We start from the raw sequence: 20,897 nt of genomic DNA on the forward strand, positions 1-20,897 counted from the left end.
CCACCGCTCGGCGCGCATCGCTCAGCGCTCAGTGCGCGCCGAGCGCCCGCTCTCCGGCGGCGCGCATCGCGGCCAGGGGCGCCGGCGAGCGGCCCGTCATCTGCTCGACCTGGAGCACCGCCTGGTGGACGAGGAGGTCCAGGCCGCCGAGGACAGTCCCGCCGCGTTCCGACCAGGCGGCGGCGAGCGGGGTCGGCCAGGGGTGATACAGCACGTCGAAGAGCGTGCCGGGGCCGTCCGGGACGGCGGCCGCCAGGTCGTCCGTCGCTCCGGCGGGGGTCGTGGCGATCACCAGGGGTGACGCGAACGCCTCGGCGGCGCTCCCCCACTGCGCCGTACGGACGTCCACGCCGAGCCGCTCGCCCCAGCCCCGCATCTCCTCGGCCCGCGCCTCACCACGTACGTACGCGGTGACGGTGCCCGCGCAGATCCGGGCGAGCGCGGCGAGCGCGGAGGAGGCGGTGGCACCGGCGCCGAGGATCGCGGCGGACTCGACCTTCTCGACGCCCCGCTCGCGCAGGGCGGCGAGAAGGCCGGGGATGTCGGTGTTGTCGCCGATCCGTCGGCCGTCCTCGGTGAAGACGACCGTGTTGACGGCCTCGACCGATGCGGCCGTGTCGCTGATCTCGTCGAGCAGCGGGATGACCGCCCGCTTCAGCGGCATGGTCAGCGAAAGCCCGGCCCAGGAGTCGTCGAGTCCGGCGAGGAACCCGGGCAGCGCCGCCTCGTCGACCTCGTGGCGGTCGTACGACCAGTTCTCCAGGCCGAGCGCCGCATAGGCGGCCCGGTGCAGGACGGGCGAGAGCGAGTGGGCGATGGGCGAGCCGAGGACGGCCGCCCGCCGCCCGTCAGCTGTTGGCATTGAACTTGTCCCTCAGCTTCTCGTGTTCGGCCAGGGTCTTGGCGAACTCCGTCTTGTTCATGCCGTCGGTGGCGACGAAGTAGATCCAGCCGTCCTTCGTCGGGTTGAGCGCCGCGGCGAGGGCCTCGGTTCCGGGGTTTCCGATGGGCCCGGGGGTCAGGCCCCGCTTCGTGTACGTGTTGTACGGGTCGAAGTTGTTGTTGACCTCCCTCTCGGAGATCTTGATCTCGCTCTGGCCCTTCAGGTAGTTGAAGGTGGAGTCGAACTGGAGCTTCTGGTTCGTCTCGGTGTTGTCCGGCTTCAGGCGGTTGTAGACCACCTCGGCCATCTTCCGGAAGTCGTCGTGCGTCTTGCCCTCGGCCTGTACGAGGCTCGCGACCGTGACCAGCTCCCAGGGACCCTTGAGCCCGAGCTGCTGGGACTTCGCCTCCAGATCGAGCTTGCCGTACTCCTGGTTCGCGCGCGCCACCATCTTGCGGAGCACGTCCTCCGGCTTGTTCCCCTTGGCCGCCGGGTAGCTCGCCGGGAAGAGGAAGCCCTCCAGCGGGTCCTTCACGTCCTCGTGGTTCTTCGCCCAGTCCGGGAGGCCGAGGTCGTCAGCCTTCGCCTTGGCGACGCCCTGGGTCGTGCCCTTCTCCAGGCCGAGCTTCTTGTCGATCTGCTCGTAGACCCAGATGTTCCGCCGGCCCTCGGGGATGATCAGGTTGGCCTGGCTGGCCGGGCTGAGCATCAGCGCGACGGCGCTCTGCGCCGACATCTCCTTCTTCAGCGTGTAGGCGCCGGCCTGGATGGACAGGCCCTTGGGGTGCTTCCCCTGCGCCGAGACGAAGGCGTCGACGCTCTTGACGACCCCGGCCTTCTTGAGGATGTTGCCGATCTCGTAGCCGCTGGCGTCCTTCGGGATCTCGACCTGGACCTCACCGCTGCCCTCGCCCGCGTAGTCGGGCGCCGCGCCGAACTGGCCCTGCCAGAACTGGTAGCCGAAGTAGCCGATACCGCCTACACCACCCGCCAGGACGAGGGCGACGACGAGGCAGGCGACGCCGTTCTTGCTCTTTTTCTTGCCCTTGCCACGGCGGTCGCGTCCGCCGCGCGAGGAACGGCTCTCGGCCGGGTCGTCGTCGTACTCGTCGTCGTCACCGTCGCCGTTCCCACCGGTGAAGAAGGGGTGCCGCTCCTCCTCGGCGGCCGCGGCCTCCGCCTCCCAGTCGGTCACGGGCTCCGGCTGTTCCTGCCGGCGGCCGGGCGGCCGCGGGGGCGGGAACGCCTCGGGCGTGCCGTAGAGGTCGGGGTTCTGGCCGCCGTAGGGATCGGCCGGAGTGGTGCCGTACGGCATGGCCGCCTGGCCGGTCTCCCAGCTCGGGTCGTACTGCTGTGCGGGGTACCCGGGCGTGTCGTATCCCTGCCCCGGGTGCGCCTGCTGCCCGCCGTACTGCGGATCGCTGTACTGCTGCGGCTGCTGAGGCTGCTGCTGGTACTGCGGTTCATAGGCCTGTGGCTGCCCGCCATGGCCGTACTGGTCCTGCGCATACGGGTCCTGGCCGTACGGGTCCTGATGGCCGTACTGCGCCTGCGCCTGCTGCGGGTACTGCTGCTGGCCTCCCCATCCCTGGTCCCCGTAGAGCGGGTCCGCGGGATGCCACGGTTCGGAGCCGGGGCCCCGGCCATACTCAGTCATCGATCCCCAAACAGCCGCGAGGCGTCCGGACGGTCCGCCTCTACGTAGTGCGGCAGCTGTTCGAACACCGCCGCATCGCGCGGAACGTTACCGTATCGCGATCAGATGACCACTTCGACGCCCTCGCCGGGCGGATTACCTGATACCCGTTCGGACTCAAGAGCTGCTTGAAGGATGATCACAGCGGCGGCCTGATCGATGACGGACCGCCCCTTCTTCGCCTTCACCCCGGAGGCGCGCAGCCCCTGCGTGGCCGTCACCGTCGTCATCCGCTCGTCGACGAGACGGACCGGTACGGGAGCGACACCGCGGGCGAGCTCCTGGGCGAAGCGACGGACCTTGGCCGCGGCGGGCCCCTCGCCCCCGGAGAGGGAGCGAGGGAGGCCGACCACGATCTCGATCGGTTCGTACTCCTCGACGATCTGCCGCAGCCGCCGGTGGGCGGCCGGGACGTCACGTCCCGGCACGGTCTCCACCGGGGTGGCGAGGACCCCGTCGGGGTCGCACGAGGCGACCCCGATCCGGGCGTCCCCGACGTCGATCGCGAGGCGACGGCCGCGACGCATCGTCGTCTCCGTCACGCGGTGTCCACCACGAGGCGCTCGACGGCGTCGATGGCGTCGCCGATGGCCTCGGGGTTCTGACCGCCGCCCTGGGCGACGTCCGGCTTGCCGCCACCGCCGCCGCCGAGCGTCTTGGCGGCGGTGCGGACCAGGTCACCGGCCTTGAGGCCGCGCTCGCGGGCGGCCTCGTTGGTGGCGATGACCGTCAGCGGACGGCCGTTCGCCGTGGTGAACAGGGCCACGACGGCCGGGCGGTCGCCGGGGATGCGGCCGCGGACGTCGAGGACCAGCCTGCGCAGGTCGTCGGCGGAGGTGCCGTCGGGGACCTGGCCGGTGACGACGGCGACACCGCGGACGTCCTTGGCACTCTCGACCAGGCCGGCGGCGGCCTGCAGCACCTTCTCGGCGCGGAACTTCTCGATCTCCTTCTCGGCGTCCTTCAGCTTGCCGAGCATGGCGGAGATCTTCTCGGGCAGCTCCTCGGGACGGCCCTTGACCAGCTCCTGGAGCTGGGCGACGACTGTGTGCTCCCGGGCGAGGAAGTTGTACGCGTCGACACCGACGAGGGCCTCGACACGGCGGACGCCACTGCCGATCGACGACTCGCCGAGCAGCTTCACCAGACCCAGCTGGGCGGTGTTGTGGACGTGCGTACCGCCGCACAGCTCCTTGGAGAAGTCGCCGATGGTGACGACGCGGACCTTCTCGCCGTACTTCTCGCCGAACTCGGCGATGGCGCCCTGGCGCTTGGCCTCGTCGATCGGCATGACCTCGGCGTGCACGTCGAGCTCCCGGGCGAGGACCTCGTTGATCTTCTGCTCGACGTCCGTGAGGACCGTGCCGGGCACGGCGTTCGGGGAGCCGAAGTCGAAGCGGAAGCGGCCGGGCGAGTTCTCCGAACCGGCCTGGGCGGCCGTCGGGCCCAGGGCGTCCCGCAGCGCCTGGTGCGTGAGGTGGGTGGCGCTGTGGGCGCGGGCGATGGCCCGGCGGCGGCGCACGTCGATGGCGGCGTAGGCGGTGGAGCCGACCGTCACCTCGCCGACCTGCACGGAGCCCTTGTGGACGGAGACGCCCGGGACGGGCTGCTGGACGTCGCGGACGTCGATGACGGCGCCGCTGTGCAGCTTGATCCGGCCCTGGTCGGCGAGCTGGCCACCGCCCTCGGCGTAGAACGGGGTGCGGTCCAGGACGACCTCGACCTCGTCGCCCTCGGTGGCGGCGGGCGACGGGACGCCGTTGACCAGCAGGCCGACGACGGTGGTCTCGCCCTCGGTGTTGGTGTAGCCGGTGAACTCGGTCGAGCCGCTGCTGTCCGCGATCTCGCGATAGGCGGCGACATCGGCGTGGCCGGTCTTCTTGGCCTTGGCGTCGGCCTTGGCCTTGTCCCGCTGCTCCTGCATCAGACGGCGGAAGCCGTCCTCGTCCACGGAGAGGCCCTGCTCGGCGGCGATCTCCAGGGTGAGGTCGATCGGGAAGCCCCAGGTGTCGTGGAGCAGGAACGCCTTGTCGCCCGGGAGGACCGTGGAGCCGGCGGCCTTGGTCTCGGAGACGGCGCCGTCGAGCACGTTGCTGCCGGCGTTGAGCGTCTTGAGGAAGCGGGCCTCCTCGGCCAGGGCGACCGTCTCGATCCGCTTGCGGTCGGTGACCAGCTCCGGGTACTGCTCGCCCATGGTGTCGATCACGGTGTCCACGAGCTGTCCGACGACGACGTCGGTGGCGCCGAGCAGGCGCATGTTCCGGATGGCGCGGCGCATGATGCGGCGGAGCACATAGCCGCGGCCCTCATTGCCGGGGGTGACGCCGTCGCCGATGAGCATCACGGACGTGCGCATGTGGTCGGCGACCACACGCAGCGAGACGTCGGTGTCGTGGGAGGAGCCGTAGTCGACGCCGGTGAGCTCGGTGGCCTTGTCGATGACGACCTTGAGGGTGTCGGTCTCGTACATGTTCTGTACGCCCTGCAGGATCATCGCCAGGCGCTCGAGTCCGAGGCCGGTGTCGATGTTCTTCGACGGCAGGTCGCCGAGGATCTCGAAGTCCTCCTTCGAGGTGCCCTCGCCGCGCTCGTACTGCATGAAGACGAGGTTCCAGATCTCCACGTACCGCTCGTCGTTGACGGCGGGGCCGCCCTCGACGCCGAACTCGGGGCCGCGGTCGTAGTTGATCTCGGAACAGGGGCCGCAGGGGCCGGGGACGCCCATCGACCAGAAGTTGTCCTTCTTGCCCAGCCGCTGGATGCGCTCGGCCGGCACGCCGACGACGTCGCGCCAGATCTGCTCGGCCTCGTCGTCGTCCTGGTAGACCGTGATCCAGAGCTTCTCCGGCTCCAGCCCGTAGCCGCCGTGCTCCACCGAGGTGGTCAGCAGCTCCCAGGCGAGCTTGATGGCGCCTTCCTTGAAGTAGTCGCCGAAGGAGAAGTTGCCGCACATCTGGAAGAAGGTGCCATGGCGGGTGGTCTTGCCGACCTCTTCGATGTCCGGCGTACGCACGCACTTCTGCACGCTGGCGGCGCGGGAGAACGGCGGCTTGACCTCGCCGAGGAAGTACGGCTTGAACGGAACCATGCCGGCGGGGACCAGAAGCAGAGTCGGGTCGTCCGCGATGAGCGACGCCGAAGGCACGACGGTGTGCCCGCGCTCCTCGAAGAAGCTCAGCCAGCGGCGGCGGATTTCAGCCGACTCCATCAGTGGTCCTCATTCCGGTTGTGCGGACTCGTAGGCGTTTCGTCGTACGAGTACGTGGTCGTGGTCGTGGTGGTGTGCGGGGTGGGGCCGAGCGCGGCCGTCCGGCGGGCCCCGGGGAGTTCACGGCCGGCCGGTGCGTCCAGGCCGAGCGCCTCTCCCAGTTCGGCCTCGCGCTGGACCATGCCCGACCTGACGTCGAGGGCGAAGTCCTTGAGCCGGTGGCCGGTCTCGATCGCCTTGTTCGCCGCCTGCGCGGCGAGGCTCTCAGGGGTCAGCTGCTTGAGCTTGCGGTTGACCTTGGTGGTGGCCCACACGCCGGCGGCTGCGCCTGCGGTGAACCAGAACGTGCGGCGGAACATGGAGCTCAGCCCTTCTGCTTCCGGCGTCTCGCGGACGGCACGGTGCGACCGACGACAACGGTTCGTGGCGCGGACGCCCGCGGTGCCTCGTCACGGCCGCGGTCGTCACGGCCGCGGCCGAGCGCCCTGCGCACGCCGTAGCCGAAGGCCGCGACCTTGACCAGCGGGCCGCCGAAGGTAGAGGCGACGGTGGTGGAGAGCGCCGAGGCGTTGGAGGTGACCTCCTGGACGTCCGAGGCGATCGCGTCGACCCGGTCGAGCTGGGTCTGCGCCGACCGCACGGTCGCGGAGGCGTCGCTGAGCAGCGGGACGGCCTGTTCGGTCACGTCCGCCACGAGCTTGGTGGTCGCCTTGAGCGTCTGCGCCAGCCTCACCAGCACCACGGCGAGGAAGGAGACGAGAATCGCCCAGAACACGGCCACCAGGATCCCGGCAACCTCTCCACCGGTCACTCCGCACCGCTCTCTGCTGTCGTTGGGCCCTTGCCAGAAGTCGTCCTCCGACCCTATCGCGCCCGCGGTCTTTCCCCGTACCGCATTACCGCTCGTACCCGGGGCTCGTGGGAGGGGTTCGCGCGGTCCGATTGTACGGAGTGCGTCCGGGTGAGTACGCTCCGTGTCCCATGCGACGGAGCAATCTCCCGGCGGATCTGAACCGGTTCGTCGGACGCGCCGATGAGCAGGACCGACTGAGCCTGCTCCTTGCCGAATCCCGCCTGGTCACCGTGGTCGGCGTGGGCGGTGTGGGCAAGACCAGACTGGCGCTGCGGGCCGCGTCGGCGGCGCAGAAACGCTACGCCGACGGCGTGCGCCTCGCGGAACTCTCGGGGCTGCGCGACCCGGACCTTGTGGCGCACGCCCTGGTCGAGGCGCTGGGCCTGACCGATCACACGCTGCGCACCCCGCGCGAGGCGCTGATCGAGCATCTCGCCGAGCGCCGGCTCCTGCTCGTCGTGGACGGCTTCGAGCACCTCGTGGAGGAGTGCGCCCCGCTGCTGCGGGAGTTGTTGCGGGCGGCCCCCGGTCTGACCGTGCTCGCGGTGGGCCGCCGCCCGCTCCGGGTGGACGGGGAGGCGGTGTTCGCGCTGGCGCCGATGGCCGAGGAGGACGCGGTGCGGCTCTTCGGGGAGCGGGCGTCGGCGGCCGGTGCCCCGGCGGACGACCCGGGGGCGGTGCGGGAGCTGTGCCGGCGCCTCGACCGGATTCCGCTCGCCCTCGAACTGGCGGCGGGGCGGCTTCCGTTGCTCACCGTGGAGCAGATGCTGCACCGGCTCGACGACCGCTTCCGGCTCCTCTCGGAGGGGACGCGCGGTGCGCTCCCCCGCCATCAGGCGCTCCGGACGGCGATCGGCTGGAGCCACGAGCTGTGCACGCCCGAGGAGCGGCTGCTGTGGGCGCGGCTCTCGGTCTTCGCCGGGCCGTTCGACCTGGAGGCGGTGGAGTACGTCTGCGGTGGACCGGATCTGCCGGCGGACCGGGTCGTGGAGGTGCTCGGCGGTCTGGTGGCGCAGTCCCTCGTGTTCCGCGAGGAGACGGCGGCGGGTCCGCGCCACCGGATGCTGGACACGGTCGCCGCGTACGGGGCGCAGTGGCTGGCGGCGCTCGGCGACACGGCGCGCATGCGGCGGCGCCACCGGGACTGGTACATGGGCCTTGCCACCTGGTGCGAGCTGGAGTGGTTCAGCCCTCGTCAGGGCGAGGTCGCCGCGTGCGCGGACGTGGCGCTGCCCAATCTCCGGGCGGCGCTCGAGCTCTGCCTGGAGCAGCCCGGCGAGGGGCATCTGGCGCGGCATCTCGCGGGGACGCTCTGGTTCTACTGGGTGGGCTGCGGGCGCCTTTCCGAGGGGCGGCACTGGCTGGACCGGGCGCTGTCGCTCGACCCGGGCCATGCCGAACACCCGGCCGCCCGGCTCAAGGCGCTCTGGGTGCTCGGCTATGTGGCGATCCTGCAGGGGGACGGCACGGCGGCGGTGGCGGCGCTGCACGAGTGCCGGGAGCGGGCCCGCGCCACCGGGAACCCGCTGGCCGAGGCGTACGCGACCCATCGGATGGGCTGTCTGGCGCTGCTCTCGGACGACATGCCCCGGGCCGAGGAGCTGATCGGCCGGGCCCTGGAGACGTACCGCGAGCTGGGCGAGCTGAACAGCAATGTGCTGATGGGGCAGGTGGAGCTGGCGATGGCCAAGGTCTTCCAGGGCGACCTGGAGGGGGCGGTCGCGCTCTGCGCCGAGGTGCGGGAGGTCTGCGAGGAGCGCGGCGAGCGCTGGACCAGGGCGTACGCCCTGTACGTGCTGGCGTACGCGGCGTGGGCGGGGGGTGATCACGCCGAGGCCCGGGCCCTGCTCGGGGAGTGCGTCACGATCAACCACATGTTCCACGACCTGGTGGGTCTGGTCCTGGCGATCGAGTTGCTGGCGCTGGTGACGGCGAGCGAGGGGGATCCGGCGGAGGCGGCGGTGCTCCAGGGGGCCGCGCTGCCGGTGTGGGACGCGGTGGGCCTGCAGCTGTTCGGCTCGGGCTCCTTCAACGGGCCGCGTGCGCTGTGCGAGCGCCAGGCCGGCGAGCTGCTCGGCGCGGAGCGCTACGGCGCGTCGGTACGGGAGGGGCGGGGGCTCTCCCTGGACGCGGCCGTGCGCCGGGCGCTCGGCGAGCGACGGGATCCGGCCGCCGGCCGCGCGGACGAGGCGCCCCGGCCGTTCCGTACGACGGTCCCGGGAACGCGGAAGCCCGCCGACTCCCCCACCGGTAAGGGCGGGGAAGCGGCGGGCCGATGACCGCGAAGTGCGCGGTACTACGTCGCCTGGATCAGCGGGCGTAGTACTCGACGACCAGCTGCTCGTCGCAGATGACCGGGATTTCCTTGCGGTTCGGGTCGCGGTCGAGGCGGAAGGCCAGGGCCTTCAGGTTGACCTGCAGGTAGCGCGGGGTCTCACCGTCGGGGGCGAAGCCACCCTCGCGGGCCACCTGGAACAGGGGCTTCTCGCGGGAGCGCTCGCGGACCATCACGACGTCGTCGGGACGGACACGGAACGACGGCTTGTCGACCTTGCCACCGTTGACCTGGATGTGGCCGTGGACGACCATCTGGCGGGCCTGGTAGATGGTGCGGGCGATGCCCGAACGCAGGACCAGGGCGTCGAGGCGACGCTCGAGCTCGACGACCAGCGCCTCGCCCGTCTTGCCTTCGGCCTTCTTGGCACGGTCGTAGGCGCGCGCCATCTGGCGCTCGCTGATGTCGTACTGGGCGCGCAGACGCTGCTTCTCGAGCAGACGGACCTTGTAGTCCGAGTTCTGCTTGCGGCCGCGGCCGTGCTCACCCGGCGGGTAGGGGCGGGCCTCGAAGTACTTGACGGCCTTCGGGGTCAGCGCGATGCCGAGGGCACGCGACTTCTTGACCTTGGGACGGGACTGGTTCGGCATGAACCAACCTCTCTATCTGTATGAATACGGCTTCACCAGGGTTGAGGAGGTCGCATCCGCAGCCGGGGAAACCCGAACGGTCGTCGAGGACCTTTCGGGCAGCCGTTCCCTGGTCTGGGCACATACGTGCAGCACGCGAACGGCCCATCGCCTGGTCCCGGAGATCCGGAAAGGTGATGGGTTGCCCGCGACACCTTCGAAGGTGCGCGACACTCCTGGAGGTCCCGCCTGAGGTGGGGCTCCGGCTGCATGTCCCGTTCTGGTGGCGCCGGCCGAAGCCGGACACGGGACGCAGCACTGCTCATGAGTGTACCGGGTCGGCCGGGGGCCCGTGCACGCCCCCGGGTCCCGCCGTCAGCCGTCGCCCCGGAGCCGCTCCCGCACCTTCTCGACGACGTCGGCGTACCGCGCCTCCGCGCCGTACCGGGTGGGTTCGTAGTAGCGCTTGCCGTGGACCGCGTCCGGGGCGTACTGCTGGGCCGCGATCCCGCCCGGGACGTCGTGCGGGTAGACGTACCCCTGGGCGTGGCCCAGCTTGGCCGCGCCCTTGTAGTGGCCGTCGCGGAGGTGGGCCGGGACCGGGCCCGCCAGGCCGCCCCGCACATCCGCCTGGGCGGCGGAGATGGCGAGGGTCGCCGCGTTCGACTTCGGGGCCAGGGCCAGCGCGATCGTGGCGTGGCTCAGCGTCAGCGCGGCCTCGGGGAAACCGATCATGGCGACGGCCTGGGCGGCCGCCACGGCCGTCGGCAGCGCCGTCGGGTCCGCGAGGCCGATGTCCTCACTGGCCGAGATCATCAGTCGCCGGGCGATGAACCGGGGGTCCTCCCCCGCCTCGATCATCCGCGCCAGATAGTGCAGCGCCGCGTCGACGTCCGAGCCGCGGATCGACTTGATGAGGGCGCTGGCCACGTCGTAGTGCTGGTCGCCGTCACGGTCGTACGTCACCGCCGCCCGGTCGACGGTCTCCTCGACCGTCTGGAGCGTGATCTCCGGCTCGCCCTTGGCGAGGGCCGCGCCCGCCGCCGCCTCCAGGGCCGTCAGCGCCCGGCGCGCGTCGCCGCCGGCGATCCGCAGCAGGTGCGCCTCGGCGTCCTGCGGCAGCGAGACCGCCCCGCCCAGGCCGCGCTCCTCGGTCAGCGCCCGCTTCAGCAGGTCGCGCAGGTCGTCGTCGGTGAGCGGTTCGAGGGTGAGCAGCAGGGAGCGCGAGAGCAGGGGGGAGATGATCGAGAAGTACGGGTTCTCCGTCGTCGCCGCGATCAGCGTCACCCAGCGGTTCTCCACGGCCGGGAGGAGCGAGTCCTGCTGGGCCTTGGAGAAGCGGTGGATCTCGTCGAGGAAGAGGACGGTCTCCTTGCCGTAGCCGCCGGTCGCCCGCCGGGCCCCCTCGATGACCGCCCGGACCTCCTTGACGCCCGCGGTGATCGCGGAGAGCTCCACGAACCGCTTGTTGGTCGCCTTGGAGACGACGTACGCGAGGGTCGTCTTGCCGATGCCGGGCGGCCCCCAGAGGATCACGGAGGAGGCGCCCGCCGGGCCGCCGCCGCCCTCCCCGACGAGTCGGCGCAGCGGCGATCCCGGCTTCAGCAGATGCCGCTGGCCGAGGACTTCGTCGAGGGTGCGCGGGCGCATCCGGACGGCCAGGGGGCTGCTGGACGGGTCCTTCTCCTGGCGTTCTTCCGCGGCGGCGGTAAAGAGGTCGGGCTCCACAGTCATGAAGCCTAGGTCACGCCACTGACAACGCCCTCGGGCCCGATCCCCGTCAGCTCGTCCAGAAGTCCCACCAGCGCGTCAGGATCAGCATCCCGATGATCCCGATGTGCAGGACGGGGAGCACCCAGGTGAACTCGTCGAAGAAGGTCCGCAGCCCGGCCGGGGCGGGGATGACGCCCCTGCGGACGTTGTGCGAGGTCACGTACCAGAACATGACGATGGTGGCGACCCACGCGAGGCAGCACCACAGGCACAGGGCGTTGATCTCGTACAGCGACTGGTACATCAGCCAGGTGCAGAAGCCGACACCGAAGAACGTGCCCGCGTTCAGGCCGAGCCAGTACCAGCGGCGGTGGCGGGCGCCCGCGAGGAGCCCCACACCGATCGCGATCACCATGGCGTAGGTGACGAGGCCGAGCATGGGGTTGGGGAAGCCGAAGACCGAGGCCTGCTCGCTCTTCATGATGTTGCCGCAGGAGACGATCGGGTTGAGGCTGCACCCCGGCGTGAAGCCGGGGTCCTCGAGGAGCTTGAACTTGTCGATCGTGATGACCCAGGCGGCGAGCAGACCGGCCGCGCCGGTGACCACCAGCATCCAGGCGAAGGCCCGGCTCGCGCCGATCGTGCCGCCACCGCCGTCGCCGTTCCGCTCGGCGGACGCGTGGTCAACCGCTGCACTCGTCATGTCGTCGTATCCATCGCTCGCTGGCTTCCGGGCATGGTCATTGTGCCGCACCCGGCCCCGAGTCCACCGTTCGGTGGACATAAGGACGGGCAGGCACGAGGACGGCACGCGGGCCCGGACCACGGCGTGGTCCGGGCCCGCGTGAAGGTGATGCGGTCAGGCCAGCTTCGCGCGGACCGCGTCGACCAGGGCGTCCAGGGCGACCGCCTCCTGCTCGCCGGACTCCATGTCCTTGAGCTGGACGACGCCCTCGGCGAGGTCGCGCTCGCCCGCGACGACGGTGAGACGGGCCCCGGAGCGGTTGGCGTCCTTCATCGCGCCCTTCAGGCCCTTGCCGCCGAAGGAGAAGTCCGCCGCGACGCCGGCCTTGCGCAGCTCGGTGACCTTGCCGAAGAGGACGCGGCGTGCCTCCGCGCCGATGGCCACCGCGAAGACGCTGGTGGTGGCGGGGATGTCCAGGTCGACGCCCTCGGCCTCCAGGGCGAGGACCGTGCGGTCCACGCCGAGCGCCCAGCCGACCGACGGGAGCGCCGGGCCGCCGATCATCTCGGAGAGGCCGTCGTAGCGACCGCCGCCGCCCACCGCGGACTGCGAGCCGAGACCGTCGTGGACGAACTCGAAGGTGGTCCGCGTGTAGTAGTCCAGGCCGCGCACCAGCTTCGCGTCGTCCTCGAAGACCACGCCCGCCGCCGTGATCAGCGCGCGCACCTCCTCGTGGTACGCCTTGCACGCGTCGCACAGGTAGTCGCGCAGCAGCGGCGCGCCGACCAGCTGCTTCTGCACGGCCTCGCGCTTGTCGTCGAGCACCCGCAGTGGGTTGATCTCGGCCCGGCGCAGGGTGTCCTCGTCGAGGTCGAGGCCGCGCAGGAAGGCCTGCAGCGCCTCGCGGTAGACGGGGCGGCACTCCTTGTCGCCGAGCGAGTTCAGCAGGATGCGGAAGTTCTTCAGGCCGAGCGAGCGGTACGCCTGGTCGGCGAGGATGATCAGCTCGGCGTCGAGCGCCGGGTCCTCGGCGCCGATCGCCTCGGCGCCGACCTGGGAGAAGTGACGGTAACGGCCCTTCTGCGGGCGCTCATAGCGGTAGTACGAACCGGAGTACCAGAGCTTCACCGGCAGGTTGCCCTGCTTGTGCAGGCTGGCCTCCAGGGCCGCGCGCAGCACGGAGGCGGTGCCCTCGGGGCGCAGGGCGAGCTTGTCGCCACCCTTGGTCTCGAAGGCGTACATCTCCTTGGTGACGATGTCGGTGGACTCGCCGACGCCGCGGGCGAAGAGGTTGACGTCCTCGAAGCCGGGTGTCTCGACGTAGCCGTAGCCGGACTTCCGCAGGGGCGCGGAGATCGCGTCCCGGACCGCCAGGTAGGTGGCGGAGTAGGGCGGGATCAGGTCGTACGTGCCCTTGGGGGCCTTGAAGGTGCTCACGTGGATCTCGTCACATTCCTCGTCGGGGAGCGTCCGCGCTCCCGAGGCCGGCGGCCACCTGCCGCAGATACGGATTGGTGGCGCGCTCCTGGCCGATGGTCGTCTGGGGACCGTGCCCCGACAGCACCACGGTCGAGTTGTCGAGCGGCAGGCACACGCGGGCCAGCGATTCGAGCATCTCGTCCATGTCACCGCCGGGCAGGTCGGTGCGTCCGATGGAGCCGGCGAAGAGCAGATCCCCGGAGAAGAACACGGAGGGGATCTCCGAGCTCTGGGGCATCCGGAAGGTCACCGACCCCTTGGTATGACCGGGCGCGTGCGCGACGGAGAACTCCAGTCCGGCGAGATCGAGGCGCGCGCCGTCGGTGAGCTCGCGCACGTCGTCCGGCTCGCCCACGGTCAGTTCCCCCATGAGGGGCATCCCGATGGAGCGGCCGAGGGCCTTCTCCGGGTCGCTCATCATGTACCGGTCGGCGGGGTGGATCCACGCGGGTACGTCATGGGCGCCGCAGACCGGGACGACGGAGGCGACATGGTCGAGGTGGCCATGGGTGAGGACCACCGCGACGGGCTTGAGCCGATGCTTCTTCAGCGTCTCCTCGACTCCCTGGGCGGCCTGGTGGCCCGGGTCGATGATCACGCACTCCTCGCCTGCGGCGGGGGCGACCAGATAGCAGTTGGTCCCCCAGGCCCCGGCGGGGAACCCGGCAATCAGCACGATCGTCCTTAAATGTCGTCCGGCACGGAGGTGCGACGGAGCGGAAGCGGCAGATCAGAGCCTACCGGCGCTGCGTATTCCACAGCCAACCCGTATACGGTACGGGCACATCCGGCCAGGCCAGGAACAGACGACCGACAAGGAGCAGAACCGGTGGTCAGCAGCGATCAGCGGCGGCGGCAGCTCGCCAGGGAGAAGTACGTGCGCCAGCAGCAGCGGCGGCAGGAGGCGCGCCAGAAGGCCAGGCGCCGCAACACCGTCATCGCCGCCGCGCTGGCCGTCGTGCTCGCCGCGGGAGGCGCGGTGTACGCGTCGGTCTCGCTGACCGACAGCGGCAAGAAGGGCACGGACGACGCGGCGGGCAGCACCCCGACGCCTTCCGCGAGCGGGTCGACGACGCCGGAGCCGGCGATGTCGATCGACAGGAACGCCGCGTACACGATGTCCCTGAAGACGAACGAGGGCGACATCGCCGTCGCGATGGACGCGGCGAAGACCCCGCGGACGGTGAACTCCTTCAAGCACCTCGCGGACAAGAAGTACTTCGACGGGACCAAGTGCCACCGGCTCACCACCCAGGGCATCTTCGTCCTCCAGTGCGGCGACCCGAAGGGCGACGGCACCGGCGGCCCGGGGTACAACATCCCGGACGAGAACCTGAGCGCCCTCGGCAAGGCGGGCACGGACGGTTCGGTGACCTTCCCGGCCGGCACGGTCGCGATGGCCAACACCGGCCAGCCGGGCACGGGCGGCAGCCAGTTCTTCCTCGTGTACAAGGACACCCAGCTGCCGCCGACCTACACCCCCTTCGGGAAGATGGACGCGGCCGGTCTGAAGGCCGTCCAGGACGTCGCGAAGGCCGGGGTCGAGGGCGGCGCCACGGACGGCGCGCCGAAGAAGGTCGTCACCATCGAGAAGGCCACGGTCGTCAAGGGGTGACCCGGGGGGCATGCCGGCCTGACCGGCCAGGCCCCCTAGAGCCGGCCGGTCAATTTCGGTCGTGCTGGGTGCGGACAGCCGGGTGGCGGTTCGCCTAGATTGGCGTTGTGGAGGGCGGGCGCTGCCCGCTCCGGAAATCTGTGGACGATGCCCAGGGGGCACAACCCTCTCGTCGGCATCATGTGGAGGAGGCGCTGTGAGCAGCGACCCGTGGGGCCGCGTCGACGAGACGGGCACCGTGTACGTGCGTACTGCCGAGGGCGAGAAGGTCGTCGGATCGTGGCAGGCCGGCACTCCCGAGGAGGCACTGGCCTACTTCGAGCGCAAGTACGAGGGCTTGGTGGTCGAGATCGGCCTCCTCGAGAAGCGGGTGAAGACCACCGACCTCTCGGCCAAGGACGCCATGGCCGCGATCGACCACATCCGGCAGCAGGTCGACGAGCACCACGCCGTGGGTGACCTGGCCGCGCTGACCGCGCGTCTCGACAAGCTGGTCGAGACGGTGGAGTCGCGCCGTGAGGAGCGCAAGGCCCAGAAGGCCAAGCAGACCGACGAGGCGCGCGGCGCCAAGGAGGCGCTGGTCAAGGAGGCCGAGGAGCTGGCGCAGAGCGAGCAGTGGCGGGCGGCCGGCGAGCGGCTGCGCGCGCTCGTGGACATCTGGAAGGGTCTGCCGCGGCTCGACCGGAAGTCCGACGACGAGCTGTGGCACCGCTTCTCGCACGCCCGCTCGGCGTTCTCCAAGCGCCGCAAGGCGCACTTCGCCTCGCTGGACGCCCAGCGCGAGGAGGCCCGCAAGGCCAAGGAGAAGCTGGTCGCGGAGGCCGAGTCGCTCTCGAACTCCACGGACTGGGGTGCCACGGCGGCCCGATACCGGGATCTGATGGCGGAGTGGAAGGCCGTGGGCCGCGCCCAGCGCGAGCACGAGGACGAGCTGTGGAACCGCTTCCGCGGCGCCCAGGACGTCTTCTTCGCGGCGCGGAGCGGGGTCTTCGCCGAGCGGGACGCGGAGCAGACCGAGAACCTCAAGCTGAAGGAGGAGCTCGCCGCCGAGGCCGAGAAGCTGGTGCCGGTGGCGGATCTGAAGGCGGCCCGTGCGGCCTTCCGTGCCCTCAACGAGCGCTGGGAGGCCATCGGCCATGTGCCGCGCGACGCCCGGCCGAAGGTCGAGGGCCGGATGCACGCGGTGGAGCGGGCGATCCAGGAGGCCGAGGAGTCGGAGTGGCGCCGGACGAACCCGGAGGCACGCGCGCGTGCCGCGGGTCTGACGGGTCAGCTGCAGGACGCGGTCGACAAGCTGCAGAAGCAGATCGACGCGGCCCGCGCGGCGGGCAACGACGCCAAGGCCGACAAGCTGGCGCGTGAGCTGGAGGGCCGGCAGGCGCTCCTCGACCAGGCGCTGAAGGGCCTGGAGGAGTTCGGCGGCTGATCTTCGCCGTACGTACGGAGAGGGGCCCCGGTACCGCGCAGGTACCGGGGCCCCTCTCCGTACGCGCTGTTACGGCCTGCGGGCCGAGGTGACCCGGTAGACGTCGTAGACGCCCTCGACGCCTCGTACGGCCTTCAGGACGTGCCCGAGGTGCTTCGGGTCGCCCATCTCGAAGGTGAACCGCGAGGTGGCCACCCGGTCGCGGGAGGTCTGGACGGCCGCCGACAGGATGTTGACGTGCTGGTCGGAGAGGACGCGGGTGACGTCGGAGAGCAGCCGGGAGCGGTCCAGCGCCTCGACCTGGATGGCGACCAGGAAGACGGAGGACTGGGTCGGCGCCCATTCGACTTCGAGGATGCGCTCCGGCTCGCGGGAGAGCGAGTCGACGTTGACGCAGTCGCTGCGGTGGACCGACACCCCGCTGCCGCGCGTGACGAAGCCGATGATCGGATCGCCCGGTACGGGGGTGCAGCAGCGGGCCAGTTTGACCCAGACGTCCTCGACGCCCTTGACGACCACGCCGGGGTCGGCGCTGGAGCGGCGCTTGGAGCGGCCGCGCGAGGGCGGGGCCGTCTCGACGAGGTCCTCGTTGGCCGCCTCCTCGCCACCGAGGGCCTGGACGAGCTTCTGGACGATGGACTGGGCCGTGACATGGCCCTCGCCGATCGCCGCGTACAGCGAGGAGATGTCGCTGTAGCGCATCTCGTGGGCGAGGGTGACGAGGGAGTCGCCGGTCAGGATCCGCTGGATCGGCAGGTTCTGCTTGCGCATGGCCCGCGCGATGGCGTCCTTGCCCTGCTCGATCGCCTCGTCGCGGCGCTCCTTGGAGAACCAGGCGCGGATCTTGTTGCGGGCCCGTGGGGACTTGACGAAGCCGAGCCAGTCGCGGGACGGGCCGGCGCCCGGGGCCTTGGAGGTGAAGACCTCGACCAGGTCGCCGTTGTCGAGGGTCGATTCGAGCGGCACGAGCCGTCCGTTGACCCGCGCTCCTATGGTGCGGTGGCCGACCTCGGTGTGGACGGCGTAGGAGAAGTCGACGGGGGTGGCACCGGCGGGCAGCGCTATGACGTCGCCCTTGGGGGTGAAGACGAAGACCTCGTTGCGCGACAGGTCGAAGCGCAGCGACTCGAGGAACTCGCTGGGGTCCTCGGTCTCCTTCTGCCAGTCGAGCAGCTGGCGCAACCACGCCATGTCGTTGAGGTGGTCGTCCTTGCCGGTCTTCTTGGGGACGTCGGCGCGGACCTTGGAGGCGCCCGCGACGGCCTCCTGCTTGTACTTCCAGTGCGCGGCGATGCCGTACTCGGCCCGGCGGTGCATGTCGAAGGTGCGGATCTGCAGCTCGACGGGCTTGCCGTTGGGGCCGATGACCGTCGTGTGCAGCGACTGGTACATGTTGAACTTCGGCATCGCGATGTAGTCCTTGAACCGGCCGGGGACCGGGTTCCATCGCGCGTGGACGGTGCCGAGGGCGGCGTAGCAGTCGCGGACCGTGTCGACGAGGACACGGATGCCGACCAGGTCGTAGATCTCCGCGAAGTCACGGCCGCGGACGATCATCTTCTGGTAGACGCTGTAGTAGTGCTTGGGGCGGCCGGTGACGGTGGCCTTGATGCGGGCGGCGCGCAGGTCGGACTGGACCTCGTCGGTCACTATGGCGAGGTACTCGTCGCGCTTGGGCGCGCGCTCGGCGACGAGCCGGACGATCTCGTCGTACATCTTGGGGTAGAGGATCGCGAAGGCGAGGTCCTCCAGCTCCCACTTGATGGTGTTCATGCCCAGGCGGTGGGCCAGGGGCGCGTAGATCTCGAGGGTCTCGCGGGCCTTCTTCTCCTGCTTCTCCCGCTTGAGGTAGCGCATGGTGCGCATGTTGTGCAGGCGGTCGGCGAGCTTGATGACCAGGACGCGCGGGTCCTTGGCCATGGCGACGACCATCTTGCGCACGGTCTCGGCCTGCGCGGCCTCGCCGAACTTGACCTTGTCGAGCTTGGTGACGCCGTCGACGAGGAGCGCGACCTGGTCGCCGAAGTCGCGGCGCAGCTGCTCGAGGCCGTACTCGGTGTCCTCGACGGTGTCGTGCAGGAGTCCGGCCATGAGCGTCGCCGGGTCCATGCCGAGCTCGGCGAGGATCGTGGTGACGGCGAGCGGGTGCGTGATGTACGGGTCGCCGCTCTTGCGCTTCTGGCCCCGGTGCCAGCGCTCGGCGACCTGGTAGGCCCGCTCGATCTGGCGGAGCGTCGCCGTCTCGATCTTCGGGTCGTTGGAGCGGACGATCCGCAGCAGCGGTTCGAGGACCGGGTTGTACGGGGAGGAGCGCTGGACGCCGAGCCGGGCGAGGCGGGCGCGGACGCGGTTGGACGAGGAGGAGCCGGCGGAGCGGGCCACGGGTGCGGGGGCGGGCGCGGGCTTGGCGGTGGAGGCGGCCGGTGCCGGGGCGGGTGCCACGGGCGTGGGCCTGCTCTCCGCAGACTCGTTCTGGGGCGTGGCGGGTCCCGCCGCGGCCTTCTCGGCCTGCGGGTCGGGCTGCGCGGCGGAGAGTGGCTGGGCCTCGTCTGGCAAGAGCGCTCCTCGTGCGGTTCCGGATCCCCCGGTCAGGCCCGGAAAGGCCATGGTATCGACCCGGGCGGCGCTGTGCTCACGCGTGCGGTCCGTGAGACGGGCACCACGCGCGGGCGGGGTCCCGTTCCGGGACATACCGGGAGAGACATACCCGGAGAACGGACGGGGCGCCCCGGGGATTCCCCGGGGCGCCCCGCTCCGCACGGCGGTGGGCCGTGCGGTGTCGGACCGTGCGTCAGACCGTGATCAGCGCCTCCAGCGGGGCGCCGCGCAGAGCGGGCTCCAGCCGGGCCCGCCCGGCGAGGAAGCCGAGCTCCATGAGGACCGCGACCCCGGCGACCTCCGCGCCGGCCCGCCGGATGAGCTCCAGCGAGGCCTCGGCGGTGCCGCCGGTGGCGAGGACGTCGTCGATGACCATGACCCGGTCGCCCGGGAGCAGGTCCTCGGCGTGCACCTCGATCTCGGCGGTGCCGTACTCCAGCTCGTACGCCTGCTTCAGCGTCGCGCCGGGCAGCTTGCCGGCCTTGCGGACCGGGATGAAGCCCAGGCCCGCGCGGACGGCCACCGGAGCGGCGAGGATGAAGCCGCGCGCCTCCAGGCCGACGATCTTCGTCGCGCCGTGCGTGACGCACAGCGTGGCGAGGGTGTCGGTCAGCGCCGTGAACGCCACCGGGTCCGCGAGCAGCGGGGTGATGTCCTTGAACATCACGCCGGGCTTCGGGTGATCGGGGACGTCCCGGATCCGGCTGAGGAGCAGACCGGCGGTGTCCTGGGCCTCCGCCGTCATCCGCGGGGCTCCGCGGCGCGGCCGCGACGGCCGCGCTGGCCGACGACCGCGGTCTCCGCCTCGTCCGCGAAGCCGGCGTCGCCGTCCACGCTCTCGTCGGCGTCCGGGGACTCGCCCTTGGCCGCCGCGGCGGCGCGCTTGGCGGCGATCCGCTTCCTGAGCGCCTTCATCGCCGGCTCGCGCTCCTTGAGGTCGGCGACGAGCGGGGTGGCGATGAAGATCGAGGAGTACGCGCCCGCGGCGAGGCCGACGAACAGCGACAGCGAGATGTCGTTCAGCATGCCGGCGCCGAGGACACCGCCACCGATGAAGAGCAGACCGGCGACCGGCAGCAGCGCCACGACCGTGGTGTTGATCGAACGGACCAGGGTGCCGTTGATCGACCGGTTGGCCATGTCGCTGTACGTCCAGCGGGTCTGCTTCGTGATGCCCTTCGTCTGTTCCTTGAGGGAGTCGAAGACGACCACGGTGTCGTAGAGCGAGTAACCGAGGATCGTCAGCAGACCGATGACCGTACCGACCGTCACCTCGAAACCGACGAGTGAGTAGATGCCGACGGTGATGGTGATGTCGTGGATCAGGGCGATGAGCGCCGCCACCGCCATCCGCCACTCGAAGGCGATGGCCAGATAGATCACGACCAGGATCATGAAGACCGCCAGACCCGTCCAGGCCTTGTTGGCGATCTGTTCACCCCAGCTGGGACCGACGAGCTCCGCCGCGATCTTGTTCTCGGGGACGTTCAGGTCCTTGGCGAGCTCCGTGCGGACCTGGTCGGACTGGCCGGTGTCGAGGCCGCCGACCTGGATCCGCAGGCTGCCGTTGCCGAGCTGCTGGACGATCGCGTCGTGGCCGGAGGCCTCTTCCGCGTACTCCTGGGCCTGGGAGACCGAGACGTCCGACTTCGGGGTGGTGAAGACGGCACCGCCCTGGAACTCGATGCCCATGTTCAGGCCGCGTACCGCGAGGGCGACGATGGCCGTGATGGTGATCAGGATGGACAGGCCGTACCAGAGCTTGCGATTGCCGATGAAGTCGTATCCGACCTCACCACGGTGCAGCCGGGCGCCGAGATCGCCGAGCTTCGACATC

The 20,897-nt window shown here is 70.7% G+C and carries 17 protein-coding genes; 3 read left to right on the forward strand and 14 right to left on the reverse strand.

The features are described 5' to 3' along the window. Positions 1–28: 28 nt before the first annotated feature. The 6 genes from ACF06X_RS24940 to ACF06X_RS24965 form a co-directional block, all read right to left on the reverse strand. Positions 29–862, reverse strand: coding sequence for a shikimate dehydrogenase (locus ACF06X_RS24940; protein ID WP_392289525.1), 834 nt, complete (start codon positions 860–862; stop codon positions 29–31). Then, positions 849–2,540: an endolytic transglycosylase MltG gene (mltG, locus tag ACF06X_RS24945; RefSeq protein WP_392289526.1), complete on the reverse strand. Its 1,692-nt coding sequence runs from the start codon at positions 2,538–2,540 to the stop codon at positions 849–851. Before mltG ends, ACF06X_RS24940 begins: the two co-directional genes overlap by 14 nt. A 101-nt stretch (positions 2,541–2,641) precedes the next feature. After that, positions 2,642–3,106, reverse strand: coding sequence for a Holliday junction resolvase RuvX (ruvX, locus tag ACF06X_RS24950; protein ID WP_158994068.1), 465 nt, complete (start codon positions 3,104–3,106; stop codon positions 2,642–2,644). An 11-nt stretch (positions 3,107–3,117) separates the two neighbouring features. Further along, entirely contained in the window at positions 3,118–5,787 is a 2,670-nt protein-coding gene (gene alaS / locus ACF06X_RS24955) for an alanine--tRNA ligase (RefSeq protein WP_392289527.1), read from the reverse strand. Continuing rightward, entirely contained in the window at positions 5,787–6,146 is a 360-nt protein-coding gene (locus ACF06X_RS24960; protein ID WP_392289528.1) for a DUF6167 family protein, read from the reverse strand. Before ACF06X_RS24960 ends, alaS begins: the two co-directional genes overlap by 1 nt. A gap of 5 nt (positions 6,147–6,151) precedes the next feature. Beyond that, the gene (locus tag ACF06X_RS24965; RefSeq protein WP_392289529.1) at positions 6,152–6,598 is read right to left on the reverse strand and encodes a DUF948 domain-containing protein; all 447 of its coding nucleotides are present in this window, start codon (positions 6,596–6,598) and stop codon (positions 6,152–6,154) included. 170 nt (positions 6,599–6,768) lie between these two features. Between ACF06X_RS24965 and ACF06X_RS24970 the strand changes: the two genes are divergently transcribed. Further along, complete coding sequence (locus tag ACF06X_RS24970; RefSeq protein WP_392289530.1) at positions 6,769–8,919, forward strand: ATP-binding protein; 2,151 nt, start codon at positions 6,769–6,771, stop codon at positions 8,917–8,919. Between the two features lie 31 nt (positions 8,920–8,950). Here the strand turns inward: ACF06X_RS24970 and rpsD are convergent, their stop codons facing one another. The 5 genes from rpsD to ACF06X_RS24995 form a co-directional block, all read right to left on the reverse strand. Further along, the gene (gene rpsD / locus ACF06X_RS24975) at positions 8,951–9,565 is read right to left on the reverse strand and encodes a 30S ribosomal protein S4 (RefSeq protein ID WP_260230400.1); all 615 of its coding nucleotides are present in this window, start codon (positions 9,563–9,565) and stop codon (positions 8,951–8,953) included. Between the two features lie 354 nt (positions 9,566–9,919). Further along, on the reverse strand, positions 9,920–11,272 hold the full coding sequence (locus ACF06X_RS24980) for a replication-associated recombination protein A (RefSeq protein WP_392289782.1): 1,353 nt from the start codon (positions 11,270–11,272) through the stop codon (positions 9,920–9,922). A gap of 52 nt (positions 11,273–11,324) precedes the next feature. After that, entirely contained in the window at positions 11,325–11,960 is a 636-nt protein-coding gene (locus tag ACF06X_RS24985) for a vitamin K epoxide reductase family protein (RefSeq protein ID WP_392289531.1), read from the reverse strand. Between the two features lie 156 nt (positions 11,961–12,116). Then, complete coding sequence (gene hisS, locus ACF06X_RS24990; protein ID WP_392289532.1) at positions 12,117–13,379, reverse strand: histidine--tRNA ligase; 1,263 nt, start codon at positions 13,377–13,379, stop codon at positions 12,117–12,119. Positions 13,380–13,389: 10 nt separating this feature from the next. Beyond that, positions 13,390–14,097, reverse strand: a complete 708-nt coding sequence (locus ACF06X_RS24995; protein ID WP_392289533.1) for an MBL fold metallo-hydrolase — start codon at positions 14,095–14,097, stop codon at positions 13,390–13,392. Positions 14,098–14,250: 153 nt separating this feature from the next. Here ACF06X_RS24995 and ACF06X_RS25000 point away from each other — a divergent pair, with 153 nt between their 5' ends. Further along, positions 14,251–15,036: a peptidylprolyl isomerase gene (locus tag ACF06X_RS25000; protein WP_392289534.1), complete on the forward strand. Its 786-nt coding sequence runs from the start codon at positions 14,251–14,253 to the stop codon at positions 15,034–15,036. Between the two features lie 196 nt (positions 15,037–15,232). After that, on the forward strand, positions 15,233–16,462 hold the full coding sequence (locus ACF06X_RS25005) for a DUF349 domain-containing protein (RefSeq protein WP_392289535.1): 1,230 nt from the start codon (positions 15,233–15,235) through the stop codon (positions 16,460–16,462). A gap of 69 nt (positions 16,463–16,531) precedes the next feature. On the opposite strand, the gene ACF06X_RS25010 is transcribed toward ACF06X_RS25005, so the two are convergent. From ACF06X_RS25010 to secF, 3 genes are all read right to left on the reverse strand, one after another. Then, positions 16,532–19,018 carry a RelA/SpoT family protein gene (locus ACF06X_RS25010; RefSeq protein ID WP_392289536.1) on the reverse strand — a complete coding sequence of 829 codons (2,487 nt, stop codon included), beginning with the start codon at positions 19,016–19,018 and terminating at the stop codon, positions 16,532–16,534. Positions 19,019–19,253: 235 nt separating this feature from the next. Next, a complete protein-coding gene (locus ACF06X_RS25015; RefSeq protein WP_392289537.1) occupies positions 19,254–19,805 on the reverse strand; it encodes an adenine phosphoribosyltransferase in 552 nt (183 codons plus the stop codon). Beyond that, on the reverse strand, positions 19,802–20,896 hold the full coding sequence (gene secF / locus ACF06X_RS25020) for a protein translocase subunit SecF (RefSeq protein WP_392289538.1): 1,095 nt from the start codon (positions 20,894–20,896) through the stop codon (positions 19,802–19,804). The genes ACF06X_RS25015 and secF overlap by 4 nt, the downstream gene beginning before the upstream one ends. Between the last annotated feature and the right edge of the window lies 1 nt (position 20,897).

It is taken from the genome of Streptomyces sp. NPDC015346, from assembly GCF_043078785.1.
Classification (GTDB): Bacteria; Actinomycetota; Actinomycetes; order Streptomycetales; family Streptomycetaceae; genus Streptomyces.

Bases quoted from the DNA above. Each gene is read 5' to 3' on its own strand.
- secF (WP_392289538.1), bottom strand. From the start codon at position 20,896: ATGTCGAAGCTCGGCGATCTCGGCGCCCGGCTGCACCGTGGTGAGGTC.
- rpsD (WP_260230400.1), bottom strand. From the start codon at position 9,565: ATGCCGAACCAGTCCCGTCCCAAGGTCAAGAAGTCGCGTGCCCTCGGC.
- alaS (WP_392289527.1), bottom strand. From the start codon at position 5,787: ATGGAGTCGGCTGAAATCCGCCGCCGCTGGCTGAGCTTCTTCGAGGAG.
- ACF06X_RS24970 (WP_392289530.1), top strand. From the start codon at position 6,769: ATGCGACGGAGCAATCTCCCGGCGGATCTGAACCGGTTCGTCGGACGC.
- ACF06X_RS24985 (WP_392289531.1), bottom strand. From the start codon at position 11,960: ATGACGAGTGCAGCGGTTGACCACGCGTCCGCCGAGCGGAACGGCGAC.
- ACF06X_RS24940 (WP_392289525.1), bottom strand. From the start codon at position 862: ATGCCAACAGCTGACGGGCGGCGGGCGGCCGTCCTCGGCTCGCCCATC.
- ruvX (WP_158994068.1), bottom strand. From the start codon at position 3,106: ATGCGTCGCGGCCGTCGCCTCGCGATCGACGTCGGGGACGCCCGGATC.
- ACF06X_RS25015 (WP_392289537.1), bottom strand. From the start codon at position 19,805: ATGACGGCGGAGGCCCAGGACACCGCCGGTCTGCTCCTCAGCCGGATC.
- ACF06X_RS24960 (WP_392289528.1), bottom strand. From the start codon at position 6,146: ATGTTCCGCCGCACGTTCTGGTTCACCGCAGGCGCAGCCGCCGGCGTG.
- mltG (WP_392289526.1), bottom strand. From the start codon at position 2,540: ATGACTGAGTATGGCCGGGGCCCCGGCTCCGAACCGTGGCATCCCGCG.